The following is a 14,082-nucleotide window of genomic DNA, read 5'->3' on the forward strand; positions in this document are numbered from 1 at the left end:
GGATCAGGTCGCGTCCCACGCCGCCATGTATTCCTTCCAATGCGGCGCATCGCTGGCCGACAGCGTGTCGCGCACCAGCGCAACTTCGGCGTCGTAGCCCGTGCGGTCAAGCTCGCCGCGCAAAAAGCGGAAGCGGCAATAGACCAGCCAGGTGTTGACGACGTCGGTTTCGCAATAGGCGCGGACTTCGTCAGCGCGGCCCGTGTTCCAGGCTTCCCACACTTTGCTGCCGTCCATCCCCAGCTTGCCGGGAAAGCCGCACAGCTTGGCCAGGTCATCCAGCGGCGCGTTGGCGCGGCCGTTGTACTTGGCCAGCACGTCCATCAAATCCACATGGCGCGTGTGATAGCGGGCGATGTAGTTGTTGAATTTGAAGTCGCGGTCTTCTTCGCCCATGTCCCAATAGCGCGGCGCAGGCACGCCCAGGATCAGGCTGCGGTAATGCAGAACGGGCAGGTCGAAACCCGAGCCGTTCCAGCTCACCAGCTTGGGCGTGTAGCGTTCGATGGTCTTGAAGAAGCCGGCCAGCAAGGCCGCTTCGGGATCATCAGGCTGGCCCAGCGTCTTGACGCGAAAACCCTGGTCGTCGCGAAACACGCAGCCCACCACCGCCACCTTGTGCAGATGCAGCGGCAGGAAGTCGTGTCCGACGGCCTCGCGGCGCGCGGTCAACGCGCGCTCGACCACTTCCTGGTCAGGGACCTCGGGCCCCCAGCCGTTGAGCTTGCGCAGCCCATCGGCATCGGGGATGGTTTCAAGGTCGAATACCAGGGTGGGCGTCATTTGGTGGGCAGGTACTGCATCGGGTCAACCGGCGTGCCTTGGCGGCGGATCTCGAAGTGCAGGCGCGGCGACGTGGTGTCGCTTTGGCCGAGCTCGGCGATCTTGGCGCCGCGCTTGACGTTCTGGCCCGTCTTCACCAGCAAGGCGCGGTTGTGCGCATAGGCGGTGATGAAACCGTTTTGGTGCTCAACGATGATCAGGTTGCCCAGGCCGCGCACGCCGTTGCCGCTGTACTTGACCAGGCCATCGGCTGCGGCGGTGACCGGGTCACCCAGCGCGCCGGAGATATCGATACCCTTGCTGCTGGCGTTGAACGTCTGCACGATCGAGCCATTGGCGGGCCATGCCCAGTTGATGACGTTGGCGTCTGCCGCGCGCGGGGCGGGCTTGGTGTCAACGGGAGCTGGCGCTGGCGCGGGCGTGGCATCCGGAGGCGGCAACGACGCGACCGGCGCGTCGGGCTGCTGATCCAGAGGACGCGGCTGCGGCTTGGCGCTGGCAATGGGCGCCGACTGCGCGCCACCGCCGCTGCCGGCCGACATCTTCAACACCTGGCCCACCGAAATCTGGTTGGGATCGCTGAGGTTGTTCCAGCGCTTGACGCTTTCCATGTCCACATTGTTGGCGCGGGCGATCTTGTAGAGCGTGTCGCCCGGCTTGACCACATAGCTGCCACCGGGCGCTGCCGTCGGTGCAGGTTGCCCGCCGGTCATGTCGACCACCGGAGCGCGAGTTCCTTTTGATGCGCAGCCCGCCAATATGGCCAGGCTGAGTGCCCCCGCAATAAAAAGCGGACGGCGAAGGCGCGTCATGGACGCGCCCATAGTCATAGCGGTCAGTTGCGACTGCCCGTTGAGCATACGTTTCTCCTGTTTGCTCAAGATTGTATTCCGGCGCGTAGCGGCACAAAGCGCACGGCCTCTAATTCAGTTCTTTTCCAGCTGGCCGCGCCCGTGCGTTCGATCAGCACCAGGCGCTGGTTCGTGCCCCCTTCCGGGGCGATGAGGCGTCCGCCTGGCGCAAGCTGCGTGAGCAGCGCTTGCGGAATGGCCAGGCCAGCGGCAGCCACAACGATAGCATCGAACGGCGCCACGCCGGGCAGGCCCAAGGTGCCATCGCCATAGATCAGGCGAATCCTGGTGGTCAGCCGCAAGGCGCGCAGATGCTCGCGCGCCAGCTCGTAGAGCCCGCGGATACGTTCGATGGAATGGACCTCGCGCACGAACTGCGCCAGCACCGCGGCCTGGTAGCCGCAACCGGCGCCCACTTCCAGCACGCGCGTGGGTGCGCGGTCTTCGCAGGCGGCGGCAATCATGCGCGCCACCACCCACGGTTGCGAAATGGTTTGCGAATGGCCGATGGGCAGCGCCGCGTCTTCATAAGCGCGGCTGGCCAAGGCCTCGTCCACGAACAGATGGCGCGGCACGGCGGACATGGCGTTCAGCACGCGTTCGTCGCTGATGCCCTGCCCGCGCAAGCGCTGCACCATGGCCTGGCGCAAGCGGTCAGAGTTCAAGCCCAGGTTGCTGCCGGCGGCAGGCACAGGTGCTTGCGCTGGGCGCTGCAAGGTCGGCGCAGAGATGCGCGTGTTGCTGTTCGTGGCCGTGATGCCGGGGCCGAGGCGGCCTGAGTCATAGCGGACCGGGCTGGGCCGGCCTGGCACGGCCTGGGACACGTCAGGTTGGCTTACGCGTTTACGCATAGCGGCTCTGCCCAAGTGCGGATTTCATCCAGTTGGCTGTGCTGCGTCAGGTCCAGCCGCAGCGGCGTCACCGACACGATGCCCTGCTCCACCGCGTGGAAATCCGTGCCGGGGGTGGCGTCGGCCGCCAAGCCTACAGGGCCGATCCAGTAAACGGTATCGCCGTACGGCGTGGTGGTGCGCACCACGGGCTGCGACGGATGCCGCTTGCCCAGCCGCGTGACGGCGAACCCGTGCAGGTCGTCGAAGCGGCGGTTGGGGATGTTGACGTTCAGCAAGACGGGCGCCGCCAGGGGCTTGGCCAGATGGCGTTCGACGACCAGACGGGCGGCGCGCGCAGCGGAGTCGATGTGTTCCCAGCCTTTCTCGGCCAGCGAAAACGCAATGGCCGGGATGCCGAACAGATAGCCTTCGCTAGCCGCGGCGACCGTGCCCGAATAGAGCGTGTCGTCGCCCATGTTGGCGCCGTTGTTGATACCGGACACGACCAGATCCGGCCGCGTATCCATCAGCCCCGTCAGCGCCACGTGGACGCAGTCGGACGGCGTGCCGTTGACCGCGATGAAGCCGTTGGACGCCGTACGCACCGACAAGGGGCGGTTCAGCGTCAGGGAGTTCGAGGCGCCGCTGTGGTTGGTCTCGGGCGCAACGACGGTGAGATCGCCCAGGCCTTCCAGCGCGGCAACCAGCGCTTCAAGCCCAGGGGCTGAGTAACCATCATCGTTCGAAACCAGAATTCGCATTGTGCATCCGAAAGAAAATAAAACGCGCGTGGACGTGTCGGATTGTACCGTCCGCAGCCGGACCCTGTATGACTGCCTGCGACAAGCGGGCGCCGACGCCACGCTCGATAACCCGTACCCAGGGCCGCCCCCGGGCGCGGTAGAATCCGCGCCATTACGACAACAACGGACTCCCTTTCCATGGCGATTACCGAACCCTCCCTGGCGTTCACCGCTGCGCTCATCCTGCTGGCCTACCTGATCGGCTCCGTGCCGTTCGCCGTAGTCGTCAGCAAGCTGATGGGGCTGCAAGACCCCCGTAGCTACGGGTCCAAGAACCCTGGCGCCACGAACGTGCTGCGCACCGGCAACAAGACGGCGGCTGCGCTGACCTTGCTGGGCGACGCCGCCAAGGGATGGTTCGCGATCTGGCTGGCTGAACAGCTGGCCCCCGGCATCGCTCCGGCTGGCCTGGCCCTGGTGGCGCTGGCCGCCTTTGTCGGCCACCTGTACCCCGTGTTCCTGGGTTTCAAGGGCGGCAAGGGCGTTGCGACGGCGCTGGGCGTGCTGGTGGCGATTCAGCCCTGGCTGGCCGTGGCCACCGCGGCCACCTGGCTGATCATTGCCATCTTTTTCCGCTATTCCTCGCTGGCCTCGCTGGTGGCGGCGTTCTTTGCGCCGGTGTATTACGTGTTCGGTTCAGGCCTGGCCTGGTATGCCCAGCCCGCCATGGGCATCGCGCTGGCCGTCATCGGTGTGCTGCTGTTCTACCGCCACCGCGCCAACATCACGCGCCTGGTGCAAGGCACCGAAAGCAAAATTGGCGGCGGCAAGAAAAAATAAGCGGTCTTCCGAGACGCGCTTTTCGATGAAAAAGGCGGCCTGGCCGCCTTTTTTTATTGCCGGATGCGTTTGCCGGATGCGTTTGCCGGATGCGTTTGCCGGATGCGTTTGCCGACTGCGTCTGCCTACTGCCTTTGCCGACTGCCTTTGCCGACTGCCTTTGCCGACTGCCTTCACCGACCGCTAAGCGATATCGGCCAAGTCCCAGCGCGGCTTGACCGTAAAGCTGTGCGCATCCGGGTCCAGCGTCACCAAGCCCGCCTTGACTCGCTCGGCCGCCGCAAAGGCGATCATCGCGCCGTTATCGGTGCACAGTTCCAACGGGGGAAAGTACGCTTGGGCGCGCAACGGCTTGAGGGCCGCGGCCAGCTTGGCGCGCAGCAGCTGATTGGCGCCCACGCCGCCCGCCACCACCAGCCGGCGCAGCCCGGTCTGCTTCAGCGCCTTGATGGCCTTGGCCGCCAGCACATCCACAATTGCGCCCTGCGTGGCCGCCGCCAGATCGGCGCGGGTCTGGTCGTCCAGCCCGCCCGCCTTTTCCGCCGCCTTGACCCGCGTCAGCACAGCCGTTTTCAAGCCGCTGAAGCTGAAATCCAAGTCACCACTGTGCAGCATCGGCCGAGGCAGCTCGAAGCGCGATGCGTCGCCCTGGCCCGCAAGCTTGGCCAACGCGGGGCCGCCGGGGTAGCCCAGGCCCATCAGCTTGGCCGACTTGTCGAAGGCTTCGCCTGCGGCGTCGTCCAGCGTTTCGCCCAGCAATTCGTAGCGGCCCACGCCGTCCACCCGCATCAGTTGCGTGTGGCCGCCAGACACCAGCAGCGCCACGAAGGGAAAGTCGGGTCTGGGGTCGGCCAGCATCGGCGACAGCAGATGCCCTTCCAGGTGATGGATGCCGATGGCGGGCAGATGGCGAGACCACGCAAACGACTGCGCAACGCTCGCGCCCACGAGCAGCGCGCCCGCCAAGCCCGGGCCGGCCGTATAGGCCACGGCGCCGATGTCCGACATTTGCAGGCCTGCCTCTTCCAGCACCTGACGGGTCAAGGGGACGACGCGGCGAATATGGTCGCGCGAGGCAAGTTCCGGCACCACGCCACCATATTCCTGGTGCATGGCGATCTGGGTATGCAGCGCGTGCGCGAGCAGACCTCGTTCCGTACAAACGGCTGCGACACCGGTTTCGTCGCAGGAGCTTTCAAAGCCGAGAATAATCATGGCGGCAGAGTTTACAACTGATGCGAAAATACGCCTGTTTCAAAATTGCGGAGGCCCTTCGGCCGCCGCCCACAACAACCTATAAGCCTGCAAACCCATTGGGGACTCGAATGCTGGAGAAGCTATTCAAGCTGCGTGAACACGGGACTACCGCGCGCACCGAGATCGTGGCCGGTCTGACGACCTTCCTGACGATGTCATACATCATCTTCGTCAACCCGGACATCCTGTCGTCCACCGGCATGGACCGCGATGCGGTCTTCGTCGCCACCTGCCTGGCCGCCGCGCTGGGCTCGCTGGTGATGGCGCTGATCGCCAACTGGCCGATCGGCATGGCGCCGGGCATGGGCCTGAACGCGTTCTTCGCCTTCACCGTGGTCAAGACCATGGGCTACACGTGGGAACAGGCGCTGGGCGCCGTGTTCATCTCGGGCGTGATCTTCCTGATCCTGACGATATCGGGCATACGGGTATGGCTCGTCAAAGGCATTCCGCATTCGCTGCGCAGCGCCATTGCCGCGGGCATCGGGCTGTTCCTCGCCATTATCGCGCTGTCCAGCGCCGGCATCGTCGTTGCCCACCCGGCCACCAAGGTCTCGTTGGGTAACCTGACAACGCATGGCCCGCTGTTCGCGATTCTGGGCTTCTTCATCATCGCGTCGCTGGACGCGCTGCGCGTGCGCGGCGCCATCCTGATCGGCATCATCGTCGTGACGGTGTTGTCGATGGCGATGGGCTACAACGAGTTCAAAGGCATCTTCTCGGCCCCGCCCAGCCTGGCGCCCACGTTCTTGAAGCTGGACATCATGGGCGCGCTGCACAGCGGTTTCGTCCACGTGATTCTGGTGTTCGTGCTGGTGGAAGTGTTCGACGCCACCGGCACGCTGGTGGGCGTGGCCAAGCGCGCCGGCCTGGTGCCGGAAGGCAAGCCCAACCGCTTGGGCCGCGCCCTGTTCGCCGACAGCACCGCCATCGTCGCAGGCTCCGCACTGGGCACCAGCAGCACGACGGCGTTTGTGGAAAGCGCCTCGGGCGTGCAGGCAGGCGGGCGCACCGGCATGACCGCACTGGTCGTCGCCCTGCTGTTCCTGGCCGCTTTGTTCATTTCGCCGTTGGCCGGCGCCGTGCCGGCCTACGCCACCGCCCCCGCCCTGCTCTATGTGGCCGGCCTGATGATGCGCGAGCTGATCGACATCGACTGGAACGAAGTCACCGAAGCCACGCCGGCCGCCCTGACGGCGCTGGTCATGCCTTTCACGTACTCCATCGCCAACGGCATTGCCTTCGGCTTCATCAGCTACGTGGTGCTGAAAGCCGCCACGGGCAAGGTCCGCGACGTGCATCCGGCCACGTGGCTGGTGGCGGTGCTGTTCGTGATCCGCTACGCGTTCTTCCCGGAATAAGCGGCGTCTGCTCGCAACGAAAGCCGCCCGGCATGGCCGTGGCGGCTTTTTTATTGCGCGCGCGCGGGGCCGATCGGCCCTGGCAATCATCAAGATAGTCTCAGCCAATACAACCCGCCCGCCCACAAGGTTGCTGCCGGTTCAGCTTGATTTCGCCGATACACTCCCCATGTATCACGGTATATGGAGTCCACCTTGCGCCTTACCCGATTTGCCCCCGCACTGCCGCCCTGTCACGCCTTGCACGCTGAGGTGTCCGCATGAGCGCCCTCGCCCGCATTCCGTTCTCGGTCCTTGACCTGGCCCCGATTGTTCAGGGCCGCGACGCGGCTGACGCCTTCCGCAATACCGTGGCGGTGGCGCAGCACGTTGAACGCTTGGGCTACAAGCGCTTCTGGCTGGCCGAGCATCACAACATCAACGGCGTGGCCTCCAGCGCCACGGCGGTGCTGATTGGCCACGTTGCAGGCCATACGAGCACGCTGCGCGTCGGGTCCGGCGGCATCATGCTGCCCAACCATGCGCCGCTGGTCATCGCGGAACAGTTTGGCACGCTGGAAACGCTGTACCCGGGACGTATCGACCTGGGCTTGGGCCGCGCGCCCGGCAGCGACGGCGCGACCCAGCACGCGCTGCGCCGCGGCCCCCGCAGTGGCCTGGAGTTCCCGGCGCTGGTCGAGGAATTGCGCGGCTTCCTGGCGGCGTCACGCCCGGGGCAGCCGGTGCGCGCCATTCCCGGCGAAGGCCTGGATATTCCGATCTGGCTGCTGGGCTCCAGTGATTTCAGCGCCCGTCTGGCCGCGGAATTGGGTCTGCCCTTCTCGTTTGCGGGGCACTTCTCGCCCGAGGGCATGGCGGCAATGCGCCTGTACCGGCATCTGTTCAAGCCATCGGCCACGCTGGCCCGCCCGTACGCCATGATCGGCGTGCCGGTGGTGGCGGCGGAATCCGACGAGGCCGCTCAGCGCCAGGCCACCACGCAGCAGCTGAAATTCCTGTCGCTCGTGCGCGGGCACCGCCTGCAATTGCAGCCGCCGGTCGAGAATATGGACGGTTTGTGGAACGAATGGGAGCGTGAAGCGGTCAATCAAAGATTGGGCGCGTCCATCGTGGGCGGACCCGATACCGTCAAGCGCCGTCTGGAAGCGCTGGTGGCCGAAACGGAAGCCGACGAAGTCATGATCGTGTCCGACTTCTTCGACATCGCCGACCGCCTGCGCTCCTTCGAAATTGTCGCGTCGTTGAAGAACGACGCCGGCGTCTCCACAAAAACCGCGGTCTAAAGCACCGCTGACTGCGCTCTCCATAGCGCTAACCATTGCGACGCAGCTATCGACGGCTCTACTATTACCGACAGAGCGCGTGGCACATCAAGCGTCGCCGAATCAGGTCCGGGGCAGGCACACCCTGAATCTCTGACACCGCCTTTTGCGCCGTGCATCGCGGCAAGGATACAAAATGAGTATTGTTGAACTCACCAAAGACAGCTTCCAGGACGCCATCACCCCCGACGGCACCCTGATCGTCGACTTCTGGGCTCCCTGGTGTGGCCCCTGCCGTGGTTTTGCTCCCGTGTTCGAGCAAGCCGCGACCGAGCACACCGACGTCACGTTCGCCAAGGTGAACACCGACGTTGAGCAGGAATTGGCCGGCGCCCTGGGTATCCGCTCGATCCCCACGCTGATGGTCTTCCGTGAGAAGGTCCTGCTGTTCTCGCAACCCGGCGCCTTGTCGGGCGGCCAGCTGAACGAGCTGCTCGCCAAGATCAAGGAAGTGGACATGGAAAAGGTCCACCAGGAAATCGCCGCGGCGCAAGACAGCCAGAACGCGTAAACAACTAAGGGGCCCGACAGCGGGTCCCTTTTCATTGTTGCGCGGGATTCATTCAGGTCCGGGTCACGACACCAGTTCCCAGGCCGAGCGCCCGCGCGTGATGTTGGCGACGGTGACCTCCAGGTCACTTACCGCAGTGCGCGGCACCACGAAGCACAGCGCCACGCCCTCTTCATTGAAATCTTCCTGCTGCACCACCGCGCCCGCCTGCGCCAAGCGCGACTTCAGCAGCGCCAGTTCCGCAAAGCCGCACGTGCAGGTCACGGTTGCCAGGTCCACGATTTCGGTGCGTTCGCCCAGGCGCAGGCAATTCGCGGCGCAGCCGCCGTAGGCCCGCACCAAGCCGCCCGCCCCCAACTTGATGCCGCCATACCAGCGCACGACCAGCACCGCCACGCGGTCCATGTCCTGCCCTTCGATGGCTTGCAGAATGGGACGGCCGGCCGTGCCGCCGGGTTCGCCATCATCGTTGAATCGGTATTCCTGCCCGATGCGGTAGGCCCAGCAGTTGTGGGTGGCTTCGGGGTCGCTGCGCTCGGCAAAGAATCGCATCGCCTCGTCCACCGTGGCGACCGGCGCGGCGTAACCGACAAAGCGGCTTTTCTTGATGTCTTCCTGATACGAGCAAGGAGCGGTCAACGTGTGCGTCATGCCCGGCATTGTAAGTGCTGGCGCACGCGCGTCTCTAGCCGTGGCAGTCGGGGACTTCCTGGTCCAGATAGACGTCGAAGGCGACGTCGCGCGCCCATTTCGCCGTCATCGCTTTCCAGGCGCCCGCGCGATCCCAGGCCCGCATTTCGTCCGCCAGCCAGGCGCGGCCCGCGGCGTCATGGGCGGGTAGCAGCCATACGCGATCGCGGCGCGCGCCATCGGGAGCCAAGGTCGAAGAGAATTTTTTCCATTCGGGAAAGCGCACCAGCGGTTCCCAGACGGTGTCGTCCACCAGACCGATATCGCACGCGCCTTCACGCACCGCGACCAATGCATCCGACGGCACGCGGTACGTGCGCACCACCGCGCCCCAACTCTCGGCGAGCTTGCGGGCATCAGTAGCCGCTTCGGCCATGCAGACGCTGCGGCCTTGCACATCAGACGGCTTGCGCCAGCGCGTGTCGCTGCGGATAACGGCCTTGGGCCGCGTGCCGTAGCCCGTGGGCTGCACTGCCACGGCTTGCGGTTGGCCGGCGGCGCTATCCGCCAGCACCACATCCACCTGCCCTGCGGACAAGGCCGCGGCCGCGTCTGCCGCGGCCACCTGATGCAAGCGCACCGGCAGCCCCAGGCTCTGGCCGAGCTTGTCGGCCATGTTTGCGTCCAGCCCATCGGGCGTGCGGATCTTTGCGCCCGCCACGGGAGGCGGGGCCAGATACGGCACGCCCACCACCAACTCACCGCGCGCTTTCGCGGCGGCAAAGCCAGCGGGTTGCGCATGCGCCATGCCGGTCAGCAAGGCGCATGCGGTCAGCAGAGCAAGGGAAAGGCGGCGCATGATGCGTGTCCGATGCTTACACGTACTGATAGCGCAGCAGCCGATGCTTGAGGTTTTCAAGCACGAACTGATCGATCAGCGCGGCCAGCACGGCAATGACCAGAATGTTGGTCATCACGCCGGTCATGTCGGCGATCTCGCCTGAATACGCCAGCGAACGGCCCAGGCCCTTGCCGAAGCCGATCAGCATCTCGGCCGAAATCAACGCGCGCCACGCATTGCCAAACGCCAGTTGCGCGCCGGTGATCAGCTCGGGCATGACGGCGGGCAGGTACACGCGCTTGACCAGCCCCCAGCGCGTGGCGCCCATGACGCGCGCGGCCGACACGTGCACGCGCTGCACGGATTCGGTGGCGTTCATGACGCTGAGCGCGGCCGGGAAGAACGCCGACAGCGCCACCACCACGATGATGGGCGTGTTGCCAAAGCCCATCACGATCAGGAACAGCGGCACCCACGCAATCGACGGAATCGATTGCAGAATGACGATCGCGCTGCGCAGCACTTCGCGAAAGAAGAACAGCACCGCAGCCACCAGGCCAAAGCCGATGCCCGCCGCCAACGCCAAGCCGTAGCCCGCGCCCAGGCGGCCCAAGGTGCCCAGCAGGCTTTGATGGAACGATTGCTTGCCCAGGTCTTCGAACAGGCGTTCAACCACCGCAGGCACGCCCGGCATCAGGAAATCAGGCAACGCGAACGCCGCCAGCTGCCACAACGCAAGAATGAACAGGACGCCCAAAACGCCCGCAAAATGCTTGCGGGCGCCGGTCACTCGGGTAGACGAGCTCAAAGTTTGCGCGCCTCTTGCCAGGACAAATCAACGATGCTGGACACGTCATACGGCTTGCCGTCGCGCGTCTTCAGCGAACCCTGGGCTTGCAGGATGTCGGCAATTTCCTGCATGCGCGCGGTGTCCTTCTGCGTCAGCTTCGGCGTGAACACCTGCGTGCTGATGGCTTCGGCAATCACCGTTTCGCGCGGCAGTTCGCCACGGGTCAGCGTCTTGAGCGTGGGCTCGGCAATGAAGTACGACGCGATCAGCTTGGACGCTTGCGCCGGTTCCTTTTGCAGCAGCGTGATGGCCTGGTTCTGCGCGTCCAGCGCCTTCCAGACGTCATCCTTGCGCTTGGCCAGCGTTTCGCCCGACGTGATCACGACCATGCACGGGAACGGCCAGGCCTGACCCACTTCATAGATCTGCTTGACCGGCGCCACCAGCTGCGCGATGCGGTCATAGGGTTCAAACAGGAAGGCCGCGTCCACGCGCTTGCCCACCAGCGATTGCACCGCCACGGCCGGGCTCACGCCCATGACGTTGACGTCGTCTGCGCCCAGATTGCCCTGCTTGAGCACCACGCCCTTCAACACGACGTCGGCCGTGCTGCCTTCGGCTTGCGATGCCAGCGTCTTGCCCTTCAGGCCGGCGATGTCCTTGATGCCGGAATCGTCACGCACGATCAGCGAGTGATAGCCCTGCTGCGCGCCGCCCACCACTTTCAGGTCAGCGCCCTTGGAGGCCCACGCCACCGCGTTGGTGAAGCCCAGCACGCCGATGTCGAGCTGGCCGCCGACAATCGCCTTGATCAGATCGGTGCCTGACTTGAACTCGATGAGTTCGGAATCCAGGCCCGCATTTTTGTAGAAGCCGCCCTCTTGCGCCACGATCGCTTGCGCGTCGTCCATCACGCGCAGATAGCCCACGCGGAATTTTTCGGCAGCCATTGCGGGGGCCGCGGCCAGCAGCGCAGCCGCCAGCGGCAGAGACAGCCATTGCTTCAATTTCATGAGAGGGAGCTCCAGGGAATTCAAGGTCGGCGACGCCGCAGCGCCGCCACAGATGGAAGAGGACGTCAGGCCGCCAGGGCCAGATCAGAATGCGCTTGCGAACCGTCGACCGCGATGCCCAGCAGGCGCAGGATTTCGCGCTTTTCAGCAGCCAGGTCCGACAGGTCGTGCGTTTTTTCTCGATGCGCCAGATTGAATTCGCGCAGCACGCGCGCCGGGCGCGGGCTGAAGACGACGATGCGGTCGGCCAGGAACAAGGCTTCGTCCACATCGTGCGTAACCAGCAGCACCGTGGGCTTTTCCTGGGCGATCAATTGGCGCAGCACATCTTGCAGACTCAGGCGAGTCAGCGCGTCAAGCGCACCGAAGGGTTCGTCCATCAGCATCGTCTTGGGCTGCGCGATGAACGCGCGGGCCAGCGCGGCGCGTTGGCGCATGCCGCCGGACACCTGATGGGGGTAATAGTGTTCGAAGCCGCCAAGGCTGACGCGCGCCAGCCAGTGGCGGGCGGCTTCGCGAGCGCGCTTCTTGGGCGTGTTCTGGAATTCCAGCGCCAGCGCCACGTTGTCTTCCAGGGTCAGCCACGGGTACAGCGCGTGTTCCTGGAACACCAGCGTGCGGCTGGGATGCGGGCCGGCCACGGCTTGGCCGTCGGCCAACACGCTGCCTTGCGTCGGCTTTTCCAGGCCGGCCGCCAGATGCAGCAGCGTGGATTTGCCGCAGCCCGACGGGCCGACCAGGGCGACCAATTCACCGGTCTTGATTTCGCTGGTAAAGCCATCCACAACGGGCAGGTCGCCGAAGTGTTTGTGGACGTGGTCGAAGGTCAGGTTCATGGAACGAATCGTGGGCGCGCGTGGAGACGAGGCCTAAATCTAACAATTCGTTATATGAATTCAAACGATCAATATTGAATGTCTTTACATCTTCAGGTTATATCCAACCACTTCCCGCCACGACGCATCCGCGCGCGCCTCGCCCCCACCCAGGGCGCTGCGATCACCCTGCCGAAGCCGGCGTCGACACGGCAGCCGCTTGCCGATTGGCGTGCCGTTGCAGGCCAAACGCGATCATGAAGCCGATCAGCACCGCCAGCGCGGCGGACAGGAAGATCGACGGATAGCCGTAGCCGCTGGAGATATACCCGGCGACGGGGCCGGTTACGCCCAGCGCCAAGTCCAGGAATGCCGAGTACGCGCCCAGCGCCGCACCACGGCTGCCGGCCGGCACACGCGCCACCGCTTCCACGCCAATCGCCGGGAAGACCAGCGCGAAGCCGCAGCCCGTCAGCGCGGCGCCCAGCAGCGCGGCGGTGGGATTGGGCGCCAGCCACAGCAGCAGCAAACCCGCCGCCTCAACCAGGAACGACACCTGCGCCACGCGGAAGCCGCCAAAGCGCGTGATGGTGCCCGCGAACAGCAGACGCACGCCGATGAAGGCGCAGCCGAATGCGCTGAGCGCGTGCGCCGCGCCCTCCCAGGACATGCTGGTGTAATACAGCGCCACAAAGGCCGCCAGCGTGCCGAAACCCACGGAACCTAGCCCCAGCGCCATCCCGTGCGGGAAGACACGCAGCACCACACTCTTGAACGCCATGCGATGGCCGCCCACGATAGCGACCGCCGCGCGCGACACCGCCAAGCCCAAGCCCGCCAGCCCCAGCAGCAGCACCGCGCCGCCCAGCGCGCCCATGCTCCATTCCTTTTCCAGCTGCACGCCCAACGGTGCGCCCAACGCCAGGCCGCCGTAGGTGCAGATACCGTTCCAGGAAATGACGCGCGCGGTATGCAGCGGGCCGACGCGGGCAATCGCCCAGGTCGCTGACCCGGTGCCCACCCAGCTTTCGCCAAAGCCCAGCGCCAGCCGGCTGACGATGATGGCGCTCAGGCTCAGCCAGGCGCTGCGTTCAAACGCATAGGCCAACAACAGGAACACGCCGCTGGCCGCGCAGGCCACCATGCCGATCACCACCGTCTGCTTAGGGCCCACCGTATCGGCCATGCGGCCCGCGTGCGAGCGGCTAAGCAAAGTCGCCACGTACTGCACGCTGATCGCCAAGCCCGCAAGCACGGTGCCATAGCCCAGGTTGTCATGCACGTAGCCCGGCAGCACGGCCAGCGGCAGGCCGATGGCCAGGTAGCAGATGAAGGTGAAGAACGCGATGGAAACAATGCGAGCCGTCAGCGTGAACGTGCTGATCTGCGCGCCGTCGGGCGCGGTATGCGGTGTGGGAGACATGGGAGGCGTGGAGTTGCCTGACCGAACGGTTCAGGGTAAACCCGATGATAGCGCAATCAATATTGCAGC

At 65.3% G+C, this 14,082-nt stretch carries 15 protein-coding genes; 4 read left to right on the top strand and 11 right to left on the bottom strand.

What is annotated here, in order from left to right:
- Positions 1-3 precede the first annotated feature (3 nt).
- The 4 genes from HV765_RS05395 to surE are packed head-to-tail and all read right to left on the bottom strand — an operon-like array spanning position 4 to position 3,228.
- The gene (locus HV765_RS05395; RefSeq protein WP_054421784.1) at positions 4-783 is read right to left on the bottom strand and encodes a 3'-5' exonuclease; all 780 of its coding nucleotides are present in this window, start codon (positions 781-783) and stop codon (positions 4-6) included.
- The gene (locus HV765_RS05400; protein WP_054421782.1) at positions 780-1,643 is read right to left on the bottom strand and encodes a peptidoglycan DD-metalloendopeptidase family protein; all 864 of its coding nucleotides are present in this window, start codon (positions 1,641-1,643) and stop codon (positions 780-782) included. Before HV765_RS05400 ends, HV765_RS05395 begins: the two co-directional genes overlap by 4 nt.
- 17 nt (positions 1,644-1,660) lie before the next feature.
- Positions 1,661-2,485: a protein-L-isoaspartate(D-aspartate) O-methyltransferase gene (locus tag HV765_RS05405; protein ID WP_054421780.1), complete on the bottom strand. Its 825-nt coding sequence runs from the start codon at positions 2,483-2,485 to the stop codon at positions 1,661-1,663.
- The gene (surE, locus tag HV765_RS05410; RefSeq protein WP_054421778.1) at positions 2,470-3,228 is read right to left on the bottom strand and encodes a 5'/3'-nucleotidase SurE; all 759 of its coding nucleotides are present in this window, start codon (positions 3,226-3,228) and stop codon (positions 2,470-2,472) included. Before surE ends, HV765_RS05405 begins: the two co-directional genes overlap by 16 nt.
- Positions 3,229-3,408: 180 nt before the next feature.
- On the opposite strand from surE, the gene plsY reads away from it, so the two are divergent.
- Positions 3,409-4,050, top strand: a complete 642-nt coding sequence (plsY, locus tag HV765_RS05415; protein WP_054421776.1) for a glycerol-3-phosphate 1-O-acyltransferase PlsY — start codon at positions 3,409-3,411, stop codon at positions 4,048-4,050.
- A gap of 183 nt (positions 4,051-4,233) precedes the next feature.
- Here plsY and tsaD read toward each other — a convergent pair whose 3' ends face one another.
- A complete protein-coding gene (gene tsaD, locus HV765_RS05420; RefSeq protein WP_175169040.1) occupies positions 4,234-5,265 on the bottom strand; it encodes a tRNA (adenosine(37)-N6)-threonylcarbamoyltransferase complex transferase subunit TsaD in 1,032 nt (343 codons plus the stop codon).
- A gap of 110 nt (positions 5,266-5,375) precedes the next feature.
- On the opposite strand from tsaD, the gene HV765_RS05425 reads away from it, so the two are divergent.
- From HV765_RS05425 to HV765_RS05435, 3 genes are all read left to right on the top strand, one after another.
- Positions 5,376-6,668 (top strand): NCS2 family permease, encoded by a 1,293-nt coding sequence (locus HV765_RS05425; protein WP_175169041.1) that lies wholly within the window; start codon positions 5,376-5,378, stop codon positions 6,666-6,668.
- 260 nt (positions 6,669-6,928) lie between these two features.
- Positions 6,929-7,951, top strand: a complete 1,023-nt coding sequence (locus tag HV765_RS05430; protein WP_054421770.1) for an LLM class flavin-dependent oxidoreductase — start codon at positions 6,929-6,931, stop codon at positions 7,949-7,951.
- A 175-nt stretch (positions 7,952-8,126) separates the two neighbouring features.
- The gene (locus HV765_RS05435) at positions 8,127-8,501 is read left to right on the top strand and encodes a thioredoxin family protein (RefSeq protein WP_006222300.1); all 375 of its coding nucleotides are present in this window, start codon (positions 8,127-8,129) and stop codon (positions 8,499-8,501) included.
- A gap of 63 nt (positions 8,502-8,564) precedes the next feature.
- Here HV765_RS05435 and HV765_RS05440 read toward each other — a convergent pair whose 3' ends face one another.
- The 6 genes from HV765_RS05440 to HV765_RS05465 form a co-directional block, all read right to left on the bottom strand.
- Complete coding sequence (locus tag HV765_RS05440; RefSeq protein WP_175169042.1) at positions 8,565-9,152, bottom strand: IMPACT family protein; 588 nt, start codon at positions 9,150-9,152, stop codon at positions 8,565-8,567.
- 34 nt (positions 9,153-9,186) lie between these two features.
- A complete protein-coding gene (locus HV765_RS05445; RefSeq protein ID WP_054421768.1) occupies positions 9,187-9,990 on the bottom strand; it encodes a transporter substrate-binding domain-containing protein in 804 nt (267 codons plus the stop codon).
- Between the two features lie 16 nt (positions 9,991-10,006).
- Positions 10,007-10,780 carry an ABC transporter permease gene (locus tag HV765_RS05450; protein WP_175169043.1) on the bottom strand — a complete coding sequence of 258 codons (774 nt, stop codon included), beginning with the start codon at positions 10,778-10,780 and terminating at the stop codon, positions 10,007-10,009.
- On the bottom strand, positions 10,777-11,775 hold the full coding sequence (locus HV765_RS05455) for an ABC transporter substrate-binding protein (protein ID WP_054421765.1): 999 nt from the start codon (positions 11,773-11,775) through the stop codon (positions 10,777-10,779). The genes HV765_RS05450 and HV765_RS05455 overlap by 4 nt, the downstream gene beginning before the upstream one ends.
- A gap of 65 nt (positions 11,776-11,840) precedes the next feature.
- Positions 11,841-12,611 carry an ABC transporter ATP-binding protein gene (locus tag HV765_RS05460; RefSeq protein ID WP_175169044.1) on the bottom strand — a complete coding sequence of 257 codons (771 nt, stop codon included), beginning with the start codon at positions 12,609-12,611 and terminating at the stop codon, positions 11,841-11,843.
- A 163-nt stretch (positions 12,612-12,774) separates the two neighbouring features.
- On the bottom strand, positions 12,775-14,013 hold the full coding sequence (locus tag HV765_RS05465) for an MFS transporter (RefSeq protein WP_175169045.1): 1,239 nt from the start codon (positions 14,011-14,013) through the stop codon (positions 12,775-12,777).
- Positions 14,014-14,082 lie beyond the last annotated feature (69 nt).

Source organism: Achromobacter kerstersii (assembly GCF_902859595.1).
GTDB classification, from domain to species: Bacteria; Pseudomonadota; Gammaproteobacteria; order Burkholderiales; family Burkholderiaceae_B; genus Achromobacter; species Achromobacter kerstersii.